The sequence below is a fragment of the Streptomyces sp. SAI-170 genome (assembly GCF_049739565.1).
Taxonomy (GTDB): Bacteria; Actinomycetota; Actinomycetes; order Streptomycetales; family Streptomycetaceae; genus Streptomyces.
The window spans coordinates 90,228-105,114 of record NZ_JBMGQD010000001.1; the positions used below are offsets into that span (position 1 = coordinate 90,228).

11 protein-coding genes and 4 pseudogenes are annotated in these 14,887 nt (G+C 70.6%); 7 read left to right on the forward strand and 8 right to left on the reverse strand.

What is annotated here, in order from left to right; translation table 11 throughout:
• Positions 1 to 108: 108 nt before the first annotated feature.
• The 3 genes and pseudogenes from RKD23_RS00460 to RKD23_RS00470 all read right to left on the reverse strand — a co-directional run bounded on the left by RKD23_RS00460 (position 109) and on the right by RKD23_RS00470 (position 3,295).
• On the reverse strand, positions 109 to 789 hold the full coding sequence (locus RKD23_RS00460) for an EF-hand domain-containing protein (RefSeq protein WP_424851700.1): 681 nt from the start codon (positions 787 to 789) through the stop codon (positions 109 to 111).
• Between the two features lie 266 nt (positions 790 to 1,055).
• Positions 1,056 to 1,873 (reverse strand): annotated as a pseudogene (locus tag RKD23_RS00465) (IS5 family transposase).
• Between the two features lie 153 nt (positions 1,874 to 2,026).
• Positions 2,027 to 3,295: a DUF418 domain-containing protein gene (locus tag RKD23_RS00470; RefSeq protein WP_424851701.1), complete on the reverse strand. Its 1,269-nt coding sequence runs from the start codon at positions 3,293 to 3,295 to the stop codon at positions 2,027 to 2,029.
• A 215-nt stretch (positions 3,296 to 3,510) separates the two neighbouring features.
• On the opposite strand from RKD23_RS00470, the gene RKD23_RS00475 reads away from it, so the two are divergent.
• The 3 genes from RKD23_RS00475 to RKD23_RS00485 are packed head-to-tail and all read left to right on the forward strand — an operon-like array spanning position 3,511 to position 5,989.
• Entirely contained in the window at positions 3,511 to 3,726 is a 216-nt protein-coding gene (locus tag RKD23_RS00475; protein ID WP_424851702.1) for a hypothetical protein, read from the forward strand.
• Positions 3,727 to 3,770: 44 nt separating this feature from the next.
• On the forward strand, positions 3,771 to 5,558 hold the full coding sequence (locus RKD23_RS00480) for an ABC transporter ATP-binding protein (RefSeq protein ID WP_424851703.1): 1,788 nt from the start codon (positions 3,771 to 3,773) through the stop codon (positions 5,556 to 5,558).
• A gap of 47 nt (positions 5,559 to 5,605) precedes the next feature.
• Complete coding sequence (locus RKD23_RS00485; RefSeq protein WP_424851704.1) at positions 5,606 to 5,989, forward strand: hypothetical protein; 384 nt, start codon at positions 5,606 to 5,608, stop codon at positions 5,987 to 5,989.
• A gap of 93 nt (positions 5,990 to 6,082) precedes the next feature.
• Here RKD23_RS00485 and RKD23_RS00490 read toward each other — a convergent pair whose 3' ends face one another.
• Both RKD23_RS00490 and RKD23_RS00495 read right to left on the reverse strand, forming a co-directional pair.
• Positions 6,083 to 7,192: a sensor histidine kinase gene (locus RKD23_RS00490; protein ID WP_424851705.1), complete on the reverse strand. Its 1,110-nt coding sequence runs from the start codon at positions 7,190 to 7,192 to the stop codon at positions 6,083 to 6,085.
• Positions 7,189 to 7,881: a response regulator gene (locus tag RKD23_RS00495; protein WP_424851706.1), complete on the reverse strand. Its 693-nt coding sequence runs from the start codon at positions 7,879 to 7,881 to the stop codon at positions 7,189 to 7,191. Before RKD23_RS00495 ends, RKD23_RS00490 begins: the two co-directional genes overlap by 4 nt.
• A 164-nt stretch (positions 7,882 to 8,045) precedes the next feature.
• Here RKD23_RS00495 and RKD23_RS00500 point away from each other — a divergent pair.
• The 3 pseudogenes from RKD23_RS00500 to RKD23_RS00510 all read left to right on the forward strand — a co-directional run.
• Positions 8,046 to 9,259, forward strand: a pseudogene (locus RKD23_RS00500) (DUF418 domain-containing protein).
• A 190-nt stretch (positions 9,260 to 9,449) separates the two neighbouring features.
• Positions 9,450 to 10,280, forward strand: a pseudogene (locus RKD23_RS00505) (heparan-alpha-glucosaminide N-acetyltransferase domain-containing protein); the annotation flags it as partial.
• Positions 10,280 to 10,510 (forward strand): annotated as a pseudogene (locus tag RKD23_RS00510) (IS21 family transposase); the annotation flags it as partial. The pseudogenes RKD23_RS00505 and RKD23_RS00510, both read left to right, overlap by 1 nt.
• A gap of 193 nt (positions 10,511 to 10,703) precedes the next feature.
• Here RKD23_RS00510 and RKD23_RS00515 read toward each other — a convergent pair.
• The 3 genes from RKD23_RS00515 to RKD23_RS00525 all read right to left on the reverse strand — a co-directional run bounded on the left by RKD23_RS00515 (position 10,704) and on the right by RKD23_RS00525 (position 13,420).
• Complete coding sequence (locus RKD23_RS00515; protein WP_424851708.1) at positions 10,704 to 11,618, reverse strand: alpha/beta fold hydrolase; 915 nt, start codon at positions 11,616 to 11,618, stop codon at positions 10,704 to 10,706.
• Between the two features lie 136 nt (positions 11,619 to 11,754).
• Positions 11,755 to 12,060: a response regulator transcription factor gene (locus RKD23_RS00520; RefSeq protein ID WP_424851709.1), complete on the reverse strand. Its 306-nt coding sequence runs from the start codon at positions 12,058 to 12,060 to the stop codon at positions 11,755 to 11,757.
• A gap of 10 nt (positions 12,061 to 12,070) precedes the next feature.
• Positions 12,071 to 13,420: a tetratricopeptide repeat protein gene (locus RKD23_RS00525; RefSeq protein WP_424851710.1), complete on the reverse strand. Its 1,350-nt coding sequence runs from the start codon at positions 13,418 to 13,420 to the stop codon at positions 12,071 to 12,073.
• Positions 13,421 to 14,409: 989 nt separating this feature from the next.
• Here RKD23_RS00525 and RKD23_RS00530 point away from each other — a divergent pair.
• Positions 14,410 to 14,757: an ASCH domain-containing protein gene (locus tag RKD23_RS00530; RefSeq protein ID WP_424851711.1), complete on the forward strand. Its 348-nt coding sequence runs from the start codon at positions 14,410 to 14,412 to the stop codon at positions 14,755 to 14,757.
• Positions 14,758 to 14,887: the final 130 nt, after the last annotated feature.

A 14,887-nucleotide genomic window follows, 5' to 3' on the forward strand; every position in this document is an offset into this window, starting at 1 on the left:
CCGGCTCAAAGGCAACTGCATTGGCCGGCGAAGGCTCCCGGCAGCCACGGTGCGGCGCTTCCCTTTACGCGGAGCATGGTCCCGGCGCGCGTGCTGGGCCCGTGGGGCTCAGCTCCAGAGCATGTGCACGGAGAGCTCGCCCGCGTAGTAGGAACGGACTGTGTTAACCACATCGTCGGCGGTGAGCACACCGTCGCCATCGGTGTCGAACCGGCCGAAGAGATCCATCGCGTCGTTCTTGGCGAAGTCGATGGCCGGCCAGTAGGAGAACTCCATGAAGGTCAGCTGGCTTCCGTTGCCCGCCCAGTCCACGGCCTGGGTGACGACCTCAAGAATTGCCTTGGCCGCCTTGTCGAAGCCCTTGTCGTCGCCGTTGAGGACGTAGTCATCGACGACGCGGTAAAAGGCGTCAAAGCTCAGCTGGCCGGTGTGCTCGTCGATCCCCGCCTTGCCGGCGAGGAAGCTCCAGATTCCTAGGTAAGCGGTGGTGAGGTCGCGCTCGTACGGCGAACCGGGCTCCGCGGCGAACGTCCGCACGAGACGCTTGGACTTGGCCTCCCAGTCGTCCCGGGTGACTCGGCCGTCGCCGTCCATGTCCCAGAGCTCAAAGTCGTTTGCGACCCGGTCCGCATGCGGCTGCCTGTACTCGGTCATTGCGGAGATCTCCGTTCGTCCGGCTGACGGGGCCGCCGCCAGTTTCTGACGGGAGGCGCCACTTGCCGTCGGCGTCCGGGCGACGTCGACTTCTACCTCCACCACCAGCTCCGGCTGGAGAAGCGCGACGTGCACCTTCTCCCCTGAGCCCCAGCCGACGGAACAAAGGAGGTCGATGTTTCGGTGCCACTCGGTACAGCCTGTCGGCTGCCAGCTGAGGCGGCCGGATACGACTCAAGGTACGGGTGCGGCGTCAACGTGGCGTCATCCCGCCGGCATCGAGAGGTGTGGGGCGCAGCACGACCGTACGGACATGGTCGGCACCGTCCTCGTAGCATCACGTCGATTGTGAAGCCGCCCGTGAGCGACCGGAGCACGCACGGCCCCGGGTGTTACTGGCCCTAACAGAGCCTCTGGACGTGTCGGTGGGCGATCAGGCAGACGGCGAGGCCGAGGAACGCTTCGGGGATGTCGTCGCGTCGTTCCCACCGGATGCGCAGGCGGCGGAAGCCGTGCAGCCATGCGATCGTCCGCTCGACGACCCACCGGAAGGTGCCCAGCCCGGTGCCGTGCGCTTGTCCTCTCCCTCGGCGATCACCGGCCGGACCGCGCTGTCGCAGGAGCCTGCGGTACTTGTCGTGGTCGTATCCGCGGTCCGCGAAGAGCATGTCGGGCCGTCTGCGTGGCCGGCCGACTACTCCGGCCACGGCCGGGATCTTGTCCAGCAGGGGCAGCAGTTGGGTGACGTCGCCCGCGGTTCCCGCCGGCCAGCGACACCACGAGCGGGATGCCCTGGCCGTCGGTGATGACGTGGTCTTTGCTGCCCGGGCGTGCACGATAGACCGGGCCAGGACCGCTTTTGGGCCCCGTCGTGCGGCCCGGACGTAGAGGAATCGATCACCGCCCGCGACCACTCCAGCTGGTTCTTCGACCGCAGCTTGCTCAGCAGCAGCTGGTGCAGCTTCTCCCGGACACCGGCCTCGTTCCAGGCCGCCAGGCGTCTCCAGCAGGTCATGCCCGACCCGAAACCGAGCTCCTGGGGCAGGTACTCCCACTGGATGCCGGTGTGCAGGACAAACAGGATCCCGCACAAGGCCTGCCGGTCCGCCACCCGCGGGCGTCCGTCCACCTACTTCGGCGGCGGCTCGGGCAGCAACGGCTCGATCAGCGACCACAGTTCGTCCGAGACGATCCATGGCCGCGACTGACGCTTCCCCATGACCCCATCAACGAGCGGATTGGCGGGCCTTCGGTGCACCGTTCGGCGACGAACAGGGCTTAGGGGTGAAGCCTGCAAAGACTATGCGTCTGCTGGATCCATAGGCGGTTCCGGCCGGGGTGGGACGCGGAGGCGTCTCACCCCGGCCGGGTGTCATCGGATGTGCTTCGCCGGCTTGGTGGCGGCGTTGAGCAGGTACTCGAGGGGGCCGCGGCGGAAGAAGCGGGACCAGATCGTGGCGAACACGATCGCCCCGAGGACGTACATGATCAGCGGCAACCATGACTGCTGGGTGCTGGTCCCGGCGGGCGTGGACAGCACGGACTGTGCGACGAAGTGGCCGACGTAGGCGGTCAGGGACATGGTGCCCACGGCGATGACCGGCTTCGCCAGACGGCGCAGTCGCGGCAGGCGGTCCATCAGCACCGTCGCGCCCACGATCACGAGGATCGCGACTCCGACGCTGCCGATGATGTCGAACGTGGTGCCGCTGTGCGGCCCGGCCGAAAGAAGCGACGACGCCGGCATATCGGGGAACGACCCGCCGTCGAGGGGCACCGACCCGCTGCCGGGGGGCATCGAACCGGAGCCGCCGGACGACGACCCGTCTTCCGCCGTGCTCCTCAGCGCGTTCTTGCCGGCGAGCAGCAAGGACATGCCGTACGCGGCCACGGTGAGGGAGGCACCGACTGCGGCCAGGCGCCGCCGGACAGTGCTGGAGGACAGGTCGAGGCGGCCCAGCGCCATACCTGCGATCACGAACGACATCCAGGTGAGCGCCGGGTAGAAGCCGGTGAGCAGCAGATCGAGCACTCCCACCTCGCTGAGGCGGCGGAGCGGGTCGTAGGCGTTGATGCTCTCCTGGACCGACGGAGTCAGCAGCGAGGTCAGGACGAACGCCAGCTGCGGTGTGACGAGGGCGAACGCGGCCGCGATGATCGCGAGCGTCTTGGCGCTCAGTCGCACCAGGGGCAGGGCCAGCAGGAAGTAGACACCGTAGAAGCCGAGGATGATCACTCCCCCGTACTCCATCGCCATCACGGTGCCCAGCGCCAGCAGGACCACGGCGCGGATCGCGATCCGAGCCTTCGCCTGCCGGCCCGCCAGGCCGGTCTTCGGCTCCCGGCGGCCGGCGAGCAGCATGAGTGAGAACCCGGCGAGGGTGGCGAACAGGACCGACGAGTGACCGTCCGCCACGTACTGGATCCAGCTGCCGACACCGGTCGTGGCGGACAGCGGGGGTCCGATGTGCACGATGTACATGCCGAACACCGCCAGCGCGCGGGCCAGATCCACTCCGACGAGGCGTCCCATGGAGGGACCGGGCGAGGCCGGCACGGCGGACTCGGGGGAGGTTCGGGGCGGCGGAGGCGAGTTCTCCTGCGGAGCTGACGTCTCCTGCGGCGGCTGTGTCTGTGTCATACGGAGAACCTCGCGCGGACGCCAGGGGGCGGACCATCCGGCAGTCTTCGGTAACGCCCCCGCCGATCGGCGGGGAGCGCCCTGCCGACCGGTGGAACCTCGGTGCCCGGCCGGTCCGGTGCGACCGGACGGCGGTCCTTCTTCAGCCACTCGGCGGGGGTGGCCCCGACAGTTGCCGGATGGGAGCGGGGTGGGCGGGCTTCCAGGCTGGAGGCATGACACAGCGTGTGCGACACGACGAGCGCGAGGGCTTTTGCGGAACATCGGCCGACGTACCGGGCCGTGACGCCGTCCCTGGCAGGGGCGAATTTCTGGAGTTCCTCGGTATGGCGCTGGCGGCGGGCGCCTTCGCCCTGTGCGTCGTCCGCCCGGAGGCGACCGAAGCGTTGGTGCGCCACCTCGCCCTGCGCACCGCCGGACTCGGCCACTGACCCGGCACATGCTCACGCCCCGGCACACTGAAGAAGGGAATTTCGTGAACACCGCATCCGCCCCGACGACGGATGAGACGTCCCCGTCCGCCCGAGAGACGCTCAAGGCACTGGGCTCGTACGTCCGGCCGCACCGGTGGGCCGTCGCCCTCGGTCTGCTGTGCGCCTTGGTCGGGGCCGCCGGGGGACTGCTGCAGCCGCTGGCCACGAAGGCACTGGTGGACCGGCTCGCCGCCGGAGAGACCATCGCCGGGATCCTGATCGCGCTCACCGTGCTGGTGCTAGTGGGTACGGCGGTCGAGGCGTTCGGCGCGTATGTGCTGGAGCGGACGGCGGAGTCGGTGGTCCTGGCCGCGCGGCGCACCCTCGTGGGGCGGCTGCTGCGGCTGCGGATCGCGGAGTGGGAGCGGACCCCGCCGGGCGATCTGATGTCCCGGGTCACCTCGGACACCACGCTGCTGCGGGCGGTCAGCACCCAGGCGGTCGTCTCCGCCGCCACCGGCGTGGTGGCCTTCATGGCGGCCATCGTGATGATGGCGTACCTGGACGTCGTACTGCTGAGTGTGACACTCGGGGTGGTCGTGCTGGTCGGCGGGGCCGTCGCCCTGGTCATGCCCAGGATCGCGCAGGCCACCCAGCGCTCCCAGGAGGCGGTCGGCGAGATCTCCACCGTGCTGGAGCGGGCCTTCGGGGCGTTCCGTACGGTGAAGGCGTCCGGCGCCGAGGAGCGGGAGACCGCCCGGGTGGAGGCGGCGGCACGGCGGGCGTGGCGGCACGGCGTGAAGAGCGCGAAGTGGGAGGCCGTGGCGGGCTCGGCGGACGAACTCGCCGTCCAGCTGGCCTTCCTCGCGGTGCTCGCGGTCGGCGGGGCGCGGGTGGCGTCCGGGGAGATCCCCGTGTCCACCCTCATCGCCTTCCTCCTGTACCTCTTCTACCTGATCGAGCCGGTGTCCAGGCTGGTCGACGCCGGGCCCTCGTATCAGGAGGGGGCGGCCGCGCTGTCCCGGATCGCGCAGGTGGAACGCCTGGCGACGGAGTCGGCCGACCGTCGGACGGGCGCCCTGCCCAGGCAGGGGGCACCGGTCCCGGGTCCGGCGTCGGTCCGCTTCGAGGACGTGTCCTTCCGCTACCGCCCGGGCCAGCCGTACGTCCATCAGCAGGTGAGTTTCGACGTACCGGGCACCGGGATGACGGCCTTCGTGGGCCCCTCCGGTGCGGGCAAGTCGACGGTGTTCGCACTCCTCGAGCGGTTCCACGAGGCCACCGGCGGCCGGGTCCTGGTCGACGGCAAGGACGTACGGGACTGGTCCCTGTCCGAGCTACGGTCCGCCATCGGGTACGTGGAGCAGGACGCCCCGGTGCTGGCCGGCACGCTCCGCGAGAACCTCGTCTTCGCGGCGCCCGGCGCGACGGACGACGACATCCTCGACGTCCTGGCCCGCACGAAGCTCGACACCCTCGTCGAGCGCCTGCCCCACGGCCTGGACACCCCGGTCGGACACCGCGGCTCGAAGCTGTCAGGCGGTGAGCGGCAGCGCGTCGCCATCGCCCGCGCCCTGTTGCGCAGGCCACGCCTGCTGTTGTTGGACGAGGCGACCTCGCAGCTCGACGCCGTCAACGAGCTGGCGCTGCGGGACGTCGTCGCGGAGGTGGCCCGCGAGACCACCGTGCTGGTGGTGGCCCACCGCCTGTCGACGGTGACGGGCGCCGACCGGATCGTCGTCATGGACGCCGGCCGCGTCCGGTCGGTGGGCACCCACGCCGAACTGGTGGCCCAGGACCAGCTGTACGCGCAACTGGCGGCCACCCAGTTCCTGGCTCCCGCGCGATGACGCACCACACACAGGGTTGTCCGGTGGTCCACTGCCGCGTTCCCGGCGTGTACGGGCTCCTGGTGTCGAGTTCGGCCGTCGCCGCGCTCACGCAGTTCGGCGAGACGACTCGAGCGGCACGCATGGACGACGCCCTATGGGTCCTGTTCACCGCCTTCGCCTCGGACTTGGCCCATGGCTACGCCCACCAGATCGCCCACCGCGACGCGCAGGGCCATCCCGGCGTACGGGGTGTGGTGCGTGCCGTGCTCGCCGAATGGCCGCTGGTAGTGGCGGCGTTGCCCACGACGCTGGTGCTGTGGGGGGCGGGCCGCGGGCCGGACATGGGGACGAGCCGTCAGGATCGGCTGTATCGACACGCTTCTGGGAATGGCCGTCGCCGTGGTCAGCACCCTGCTGAAGTGACGCGGCGATGTCGCGGATGCCGCTGAGGGGGGCCGGGGCGTCGGCGGGCGTACGAGATCCACGCCGATCAGCCGACGGACCGAGGACTCAACACCGTTCTGAAGGGGCCGCCTGGTCGGTCAGTCCGCGCTGAGGGGAATGCGCAGCCGCACCTGGTAGCCGCCCTCCGCGGTCGGGCCCGCCTCCAGAGTGCCGTGCAGCATGTCGGCCCGTTCCCGCAGACCGACCAAGCCCTGCTGCGAACCGGGCAGGGACAGCGAAGGCCGGGTGGGCGGGGTGTTGGTGACGGTCACTCCGATGCCGTCGCCGGCCTGCCACAGCTCGACGCGCGCTCTGGCGCCGGGGGCGTGCTTGCGGACGTTGGTCAGCGCTTCCTGGACCGTACGGTAGAGGGCCCGTTGCGCGGGTGTGCCCACGGTGGGCGGCAGCTCACCCGACAACTCCACGTGAGGGCCGCCTGATTCCACCAGTTTGCGCAGGTCGGCCAGGGTGGGCTGAGGCGTCAGCTCGGTGGCGTTGCCGCCGGAGGCGCGCAGCAGCGTGACCATGGTGCGCAGTTCGTCGAGTGTGGTGACGCTCAGGGAACGGATCGTGCGGGCGGCTTCCTTGGCATCCGCGTCCTTGGTGGCGACCTGAAGCGCCCCGGCCCGTACGGCGATCAGGCTGACCTGGTGGGAGACGACGTCGTGCATCTCGCGGGCCAGTTGGGCGCGTTCGCGGGCGAGCACTGCCTGGGCATGCAGGGCCCGCTCGTGCTCCCTGGCCTCCTCGATCTCGGCCAGCCGCCGCGCCAGGTCCCGTTGCGCCTGGAGAAGCTGGCCGAAGAGGACCGGGGCCGCGGCGGTCGCCAGGCCGTACACGAAGAAGACCAGTGTCATGGTCCGGTCGACCTCGGCCAGGGGCCACGGAGTACTGCTCGCGACGGCGGCCAGGGCGACGCACACGGCGAGGACACGGCGGTTGCGGGAGCGTTCGGCCAGGGTGAACAGCGCCGCGAGCACAGCGACGGCGACATCCTGCATCAGCGCGACGGGCAGGGTCAGCAGGAACACGCCGAGCGGGAAGCGGCGCCTGAAGGCCAGCGCGGTGCAGCCGACAGCGGCCAGCGCGAGCTCGAGGGGCGTGTGCTCCCACATGTTGAGCCATACATCCACGGCCGCCACCGCCACCAGGGCGAGGTCGGTGACCGGCGTGGGAAGCCGCTGCCACATGGCGCGTGCACGGCTCATCGGCCTGCCTCGTGTGCGTGCCCGTCGAGCAATCCGGCCCGCTGGGCCAGCAGTGCGGCCTGCACCCGGCTCGACACCCGGAGCTTGGTGAGGATGGCGCTGACGTGGTCCTTGACCGTTCCGGCACCCAGGTGGATGCGCGCCCCGATGTCCGCGTTCGACAGGCCCTCCGCCACCAGGACGAGGACATCGCGTTCACGTGCGGTGAGCAGTCGGACCCGGGCCGCGTCCTCGTCGACGGCCGCCCCGGTGCCCGGGTGGCTGTGCAGCAGCGTCCGCGACGCCTTGGGGGACAGCACCACCCCGCCCGCGGCCAGGGTGCGCACCAGGTGGGCGAGCTGCTCCGGCTCGGTGTCCTTGAGCAGGAAACCGGCCGCGCCGGAATGCAGCGCGGCCAGGATGTACTCGTCGGCGTCGAACGTCGTCAGCATCGCCACCACCGGAGCGTCCGGCGTCGTGCGCAGCTCGCGCAGGACGGTGAGCCCGTCGACGTCCGGCATCCGGATGTCCAGCAGCACCACGTCCGGCCGCTCCCGGCGGACCGTCTCCACGGCTTCGCCGCCGCTCGCGGTCGCGACGACCTCGATGTCGTCGGACGCGCCCAGGATGAGTTCGAAGCCCGAGCGGACCAGTGCCTCGTCGTCGACCACCACTACCCGGATCACGTGCTCCGCCTCACCTTCATTCATGCCGTCCGGCCCATGCCGACTCGACCCTAAAGCCCCGATCGGTCCCGGTGGCCCGTCGAGCGGCAGCTCCAGCCACACGGCGGGGTAGCACCCACCAGTCGGCAGGGACACGGCAGCCTTCTGCCGGATAGTCCATGATCGGCCCGGTCTCCAGCCTGAGGGTCATGACCCATCACCCGGACTCCGCGCTGCTCCCGGCCTACGCCGCGTCCCCTGACCGTGAGCGTGGTGAGCCCTCGACCGGTGCGCCCGGGGTGGGCCGGCTGATCGGGCTGGACCTGGCCCGCGGCCCTGGCCGTCTTCGGCATGTACGCGGTCCATGTCGGCTTCGCGCCGGATCAGGGCGGTGTCATCGGCTTCCTGATGGATCTGGCGCAAGGCCGCTCGTCCGCCCTGTTCGCCGTCCTGGCCGGCTTTGCGGTCGCCCTCATCACCGGGCGCCGCACACCGAAGACCGGCTCGGCCGGCCGCCAGGCCGTAGCCAAGGTCGTCATCCGAGCCGTGATCCTGCTGGCCCTCGGCACCGCCCTGGCCCTGACCGGCACCCCGGTCGTGCCGATCCTCGCCTTCTACGGACTGTTCTTCCTGCTCGTGCTGCCGCTGCACCGGCTGACCGTCAAACCGCTGGCGCTGATCGCCGCGGCTTGGGCTCTGGTGGGCCCGCAGCTGCTGTACCTGCTGAAGCCGGTGGTCGGCGGCCGCGTATTTCCCACCGTCGGCGAGGCCGACGGCGTCGTCTCGCTGTTCTTCACCGGCAGCTATCCGGCCCTGACCTGGGTCCCCGTTCGTCATCGCCGGTATGGCCCCCGCCTGCGTCGACCTGGCCGCCACGGCTGTCCGGACACGTCTCGCCCTCACCGGCGTCGCCCTCGCCCTCACGGGCTATGGCGGCTCCTGGCTGGCGCTGCGTCTCGTGCCCGGTGCGGCCGCAGCCGTCCGGGAAATCACAGGGGCACCGGGTATGTCGTCCATGTCGTCCGCCTCGCCCGGCAGCGAGGGCATATTCGGCGACACCCCCGCCGGGATGCTGGTCGCCACCCCGCACAGCGAGGCGACCCTGTCCATCGTGGGCAACACCGGTGTGGCGATCCTGGTGATCACCACCTGCCTGGCCGCCATGGACGCCTTCCCCCGGCTGCGCCGCCTGACCAAGCCCGTCATCGCGGTCGGCTCGATGTCCCTGACGGCGTACGTCTACCACATCGTCGCCATCTGGCTCCTGGACACCGAGGAAGCGACCGTCCCGCCCCTGTACATCCTGCTCGGCTTCATCGCGTCCATCACCGTTCTCGCCACCCTCTGGTCCCGCTTCTTCCAGCGCGGGCCGCTGGAACGGCTGATGGGCAAGGCGACCGGACTGGCCCGACACATCCCGTAAGACACGTTCTTCTGGTCGTGGTGAGCCTGCTGACCCGCGGCATCCCGGCGACCAGCTCGACGACCACAGTCCTTCGTGCATGGCCAAGATCGACCCCCGCCAACCGGAGGGGGTCGGTCGGCCGACCGGCGGGACACCTCATGAAGTTCGGCGAATGGTCGACCGCCCGCGCCTCGGCGAGGTCGTCCCGGTGACCGACATCGAATGCGCCAAGAAGGCGCCTGCCCAGCCCTTACCCTCACCCGAGTCCGCCACGGCGACGGAACGCCCTTCGTCGACGGCGCGGCTGGCCGGAGTGGACCTCGCCCGTGCACTGGCGGTGTTCGGCATGTTCGCCGTGCACACCGGCCCCTTCAACCCCTTCCCCACGTCCGGCGACGGCGTTGGCACCTGGTTCGTCTGGCTGGCGAGCGGCCGGGCCTCGGCGCTGTTCGCCACCCTCGCCGGGTTCTCCCTGGTGCTGATCGCCGGCCGCCTGGAGCCGAAGACCGGACTGGCCGGCCGACAGGCGAAGGTCAGGATCGTGATCCGGGCCGTGATCCTGCTGGTGGTGGGCAGCGCGCTGGCGATGACCGACTTCGGCGGGGCCGTAATCATCAACTTCTACGCGGTGTTCTTCCTGCTGGCCCTGCCCCTGGTGCGGCTGAGAGCCAGGACACTCGCGACCATCGCGGTCGCGCTCGCGGTCGTCACGCCGCAGTTGGCGTACTGCCTGCGGGCGCTGCTCAGCCAGTCGATCGTGAACACCATCGACTCGTACGACCCGATCGCGCGAATCTCCGGCGTGGGCGTGCTCGACTTCCTGCTCACCGGCTTCTTCCCGGCGATCACCTGGATGACGTTCGTGGTCACCGGCATGGCGCTGGGGCGGCCGGACCTGGCCTCCGGCGTGGTGCAGCGGCGGCTGGCCGTGGTCGGTCCCGCGCTGATCGTGTTCGGATACGGCGACTCGTGGCTGGCCCTCCGGTTGACCGGTGGCGCGGAGAAGATCATGGGCGGGATACCTGAGATGAAGGACTTCGACCCCTGCCCACAGTGATCTCGTGCCTCGATTCCACCTTGCGGGCGATCGGCGGGGCACCGACCTGTGTGCTCACCGACAACGAGAAGACGATGACCATCGACCGGGTCGCCGGGATCGCGGTCCGTCATCCTCAAGTCGTCGCCGCGGGCCGCCACTACGGTCTGCAAGTACACACCTGTGTCCCCTTCGATCCCGAGTCCACGGGCGGCTCGGAGGCCACCGTCCGCACCGAGTTCGGTCGGCCTTCGGGGTGCTGGCCGGTTGGCATCCCCTCACCGGTCCGGGCCGCTCCCCTGCCCTGGTCGGGCTGCGCCGTGCGGTGCTGCTGCTCACTGCCCGCGTCGGCGGCCGGAGGCTGCTGACCTGCGGGGGTGCCTGGCGGCCTGATAATGCCGGTTCTGTCTCAGGCGGCGTTCCCGGTCAGGTGGCCGGCAGCGCCGTGCGCAGGGCGGTGACGAAGGCGTCGGGATGCTCCAGGTCGGGGTCAGCGCCGCAGTCGTCGATGATGTGCAGGGGCCAGCCGTGCCGGGCGGCGGCCCGCTCGCCGTACCTCAGCCGCGTCTCGGGGTCATCGCGACCCCAGACGAGGGTGGTGGGGACCGTGATGCGGTCGAGGTCGGCGTCGGGGATGGCGGGGAGCGCGAACTCCTTCATGAGGGTGCGGCCCGCCGCCTTCACGGCGGGCGTGCGGGCGCGGTCGAGTGCGTAGTCGGCGATCCAGTCCCAGCGGTCCCCCAGGTCGTGGTGGACGGTGTCGAGGTCCACCATGCACCGGCCGAGCATGCGGTCCCGGGTGCGTTCGCTGGCGTGCAGCTGGAAGGCGGCGGTGGCGAGCGCGAACCTCGGTGCCGGGCGGAAGGGCCCCAGCCCGAATGCGTCGGCGAGAACCAGCCCGGAGACGAGGCCGCCGTGGTCGGCTGCGAACCGGGCGGCGATCGCCCCGCCGAGGTTGTGCCCGACGAGAACGGGCGGGGTGGGGCAGGTGGTCTGGATCAGGGCCGCGAGCCACTCCAGGACCCGGTCGGCACTGGGCGGACGGCCGTCATGGAGCTCGGAGGCGCCCTGTCCCGGCAGGTCGGGAACGATCAGCGTGCAGGTGGTCATCAGCTTCGGGATCACCCTGATCCACACGGTGGAGGACTGCCCGATGCCGTGCAGAAGCACCACGGGCGGGCCGCTGCCTCCCTGCAGGAAGGCGGTCGAGACACCGGCCAGGTCCTGTCGGTGCTCGGTGAGCGGGATGTCTTCCAGAAGGTGCCGCCGTGCCTCCTGCCCGACGGTGTGCCCGGGTGTGCGCGGCTGCGGCGTGCGTGCCGCAGCGTGTGTCCTGTTCATCGCTGCCTCCTCTGTGTGGCCGCGAGGGCGTCATGAGGAGAGCCTCGGCGAAGCGCGGGGTATGGCGCATCGGGCGAACAACTCATGTCTGTGCGTGCGCCGCGTGTGGGTCGAATCACCCACATGCGGGTGGTCCTCAGGCGAGGCCGTGCTCGTAGGCGTATGCGGTGGCCGCGGACCGGGTGGAGACCCCCAGCTTGACGAACATGTTGTCGAGATGGCGGGCGACAGTCTTCTCGCTGATCACGAGCGTGGCGGCGATCTCCCGGTTTGTTGCACCGCCCGCGACGAGCCGCAGCACCTGCACTTCGCGCGGGGTGAGCCCGCCGGGCCGGTGCGGCCCGGTCGCCCGGCCCACCGCCCGGGACAGCCGGTCCACGCGCGCCAGCTGAGGGGCGGCGCCGAGGCGCTCGAAGACCGTGCGGGCGGCGTCCAGTTCCATCTCCGCCGTGTCACGGTCTCCCAGCAGCGCACAGACCTCGGCCAACTGGACACGGACCCGCGCCGCCTCGTACGGAACCTGAAGCTTCTGCCAGGCAGCCCCTGCGGCGCGCAGGGCCTCCCCGGCGGCCGCGGCGTCCCGATCGGCGAGCAGCACGGCCCCGCAGCAACCGTCCGCCACCGCGTGCAGATACGGCGATGCCAGGTCGTCGGCGGGCCTTGCCGAGCTCGCCGGAGGCATCCTGGGCGGCCTCGGTGTCGCCCACGGCGAGGGCGATCTCGACATACCCGGCGAGGACCCGGCAGCGCTGAACCCGGTCGCCCTCGGCCTGCGCCGCGACCCTGCGGATGGCCGCCTCGGCATCGTCGCCCCGGCCCTGGGCGAGCCGCAGCAGGGCCAGACCGGGCTGCGGCGGGTGGCCCAGCCGGTCGGCCTGGCGGTACGCCTCCTCCGCACGTGTGTAGGCACCGCGTAGCCGAAGTATCTCGGCCAGCTGGTAATGGGCCATGCCCAGAGCGGGATCGGCCCGGCCCGCCATATGAGCACAGGCCCGCTGAATTTCGGCCAGGGCGTCGGACCAGTCGCCGCGCAACTGCATGATCTCCGAGCGGTGGACCAGACACTGCCCGCGGTAGGGCTTGAGGTCCGGCTGCGCGGCGCACCAGCGGCTGAGAGCCTCGGTCCACTCGGCGGCGCGGTCCACATCGAAGATCTGCCGGCAGGCGATGATCACGGCGCAGTAGACGATCCCCGCGACGATCGGCGAGACCTCGCCGGCCGTGACGGCGACCATCGCCTCGTCCAGCAGGACCGTGCCCCGGACGGCGTCGCCGCCGCCGACCAGCGCCTGTCCCTGGCCGAGCCTGCCGAGCGCGATCAGGTCGGGGTCGCCGAACCGCTCGGCGATCCGCTCCGCATCCGTGAACGCGGCGCCGGCGGCCTCGAAGTCGCCGGTCCCCATGGCCCGAAGGCCGCCGGGGATCAGGAGGTAGCCGCGTTCCACGCAGTCCTCGGCCGTCTCCTCCAGGAGACGGCCGGCGCGGGCGAACCAGCCTCCCGCCTGCGCGTGGTTCCCCTGCAGTGCAAGGGTCAGGCCGAGCCAGAACGCACATCTGACCGCCCGGCCGATCTCACCGTCCCGGCAGAAGGCGAGGTGGGCCCGCTCCCAAGCCTGGACAGCCCGGTCCTCGCGTCCGTTCAGGTACGCGGCCAGGGCGAGACGTTCCACGTCCGGTGCCGTGAGGGGTACCCATGCATCGGAGGCCGACAACCGGTCGTACGCCTCCGACCAGGCCCGTCGCCGGAACGCCTCGCGGCCCACCGCGAGGGAGTCGGAGGCCGGCTTCGTCTGCTCCGCCATCGCATTTCCTTGCGCCGGAGGGGAGTCCACTGGTCCTCGCCTCCACTGTAGGAGGCCGGTCGGCATACGCCAGAAATGTGCCGTAGAAGTACCGCCGCCGGAGGCGGGCGGGCGTCCGCCTCCGGCGATGGCCGCGGACCTGAGTGAGCAGGCACCACAGAGGTTGGCGACCCAGGCGACCTGCCCCGCGAGGTCGTCGTCGAAGTCCACGTCCACGGCCGCGACAGCGCAACCGAAGACGTGCGCGGCACCTCCGAACCGCGCCGCCGCTTCCGCCGGGCCGTCGCCGCCTTCGTCGACGACTGCGCGCACCGGAGCCTTCCGCGCCGGCCTCCGGGTGAAAGGCGTACGCCGCGCGCCCGGCGTCTTCGAACTCACCTGGGACGGGAACGGCCGCGCGACGTGGGAGTAAGGCCCGGAACAGGTACCGGGCGTCTGCCACGTCGTGTGGCGTCGGATCGGCATCCACGACATCCTCACCGGTCCGTGACGCTTCGGTCCCGCGCCGGACGCGGTCGCACCGGCGGGTGCTCCGCTGGACAGAGGGGCGGTCATCCGCCGGCAGGCTCAGCGCCGGCTCCGAAGGGCGGGCCTCGGTGACCGCGACGTCCAGCCGTAGCCGGACGAGACGCACTGAGTGCCACCACGATCCGCGCTCCAGAGCGGTGCCCACCATGATCTCGGCGACCAGCCTCGGTTCGACCACAACGACATCCAGCAGGGTGCGCGACCCCCACGAGGTCGTGAACCGCACAGCCTCCCACGGGCGTCCGGGCCTTGCCGGTGTCAGCCGCTCGGCCAGGTCACGCGCCGCGTCCGGCCGCAGCGGCGTACTGCGACCCTGGTCACCATCGCCTGCCTACGCGTCTGGCTCACCTGACATTGCGGACACGCCCTGTGCTGCGGAAAACGTTCACCGGCCCGGGGGTCGGGGCATCCACCGGATTGTGTGCCACGGAGGGTTTGCTCGTTCCGTTAGGGTGCGCTGAATGGACGACAGCACTTCCTGGCAGCGCTCAACGGCGACTCAGACCCTGTACTTCCATCCTGACTATCTCGATGCAGTACGCACCGAACAGAAGACGACCACGGTACGTTTCCGTGACCCGGTGGAGACGGGCCCGGTGAGCCTGGTGTTCGAGTTGGACGACGAGGTGGCACTACCGGGAGTCGTCACGCAGGTCACTGCTAAGACGGTTGCCCAGCTGAGCGAGTCGGACGCCCTAGCGGACGGCTTCGGCAATCTCGCCGACCTTCACGACAGACTGCGGTTTCACTACCCCCAGATCGAGCCGACCGACACCATCGCCATCGTGCACTTCCGGTTGATGAAATGAGATGAGCGACAGTCGGGTACCTGCAGAGAGCGGAGTCATCGACCCATTCGGCCTGGCAGAGTTGTACGCCGCGCTCCGTCGCTCCGGGCGCTGCAGCCGTCGGTTCTGCTCTGACCGGGGCTGCGGCTGG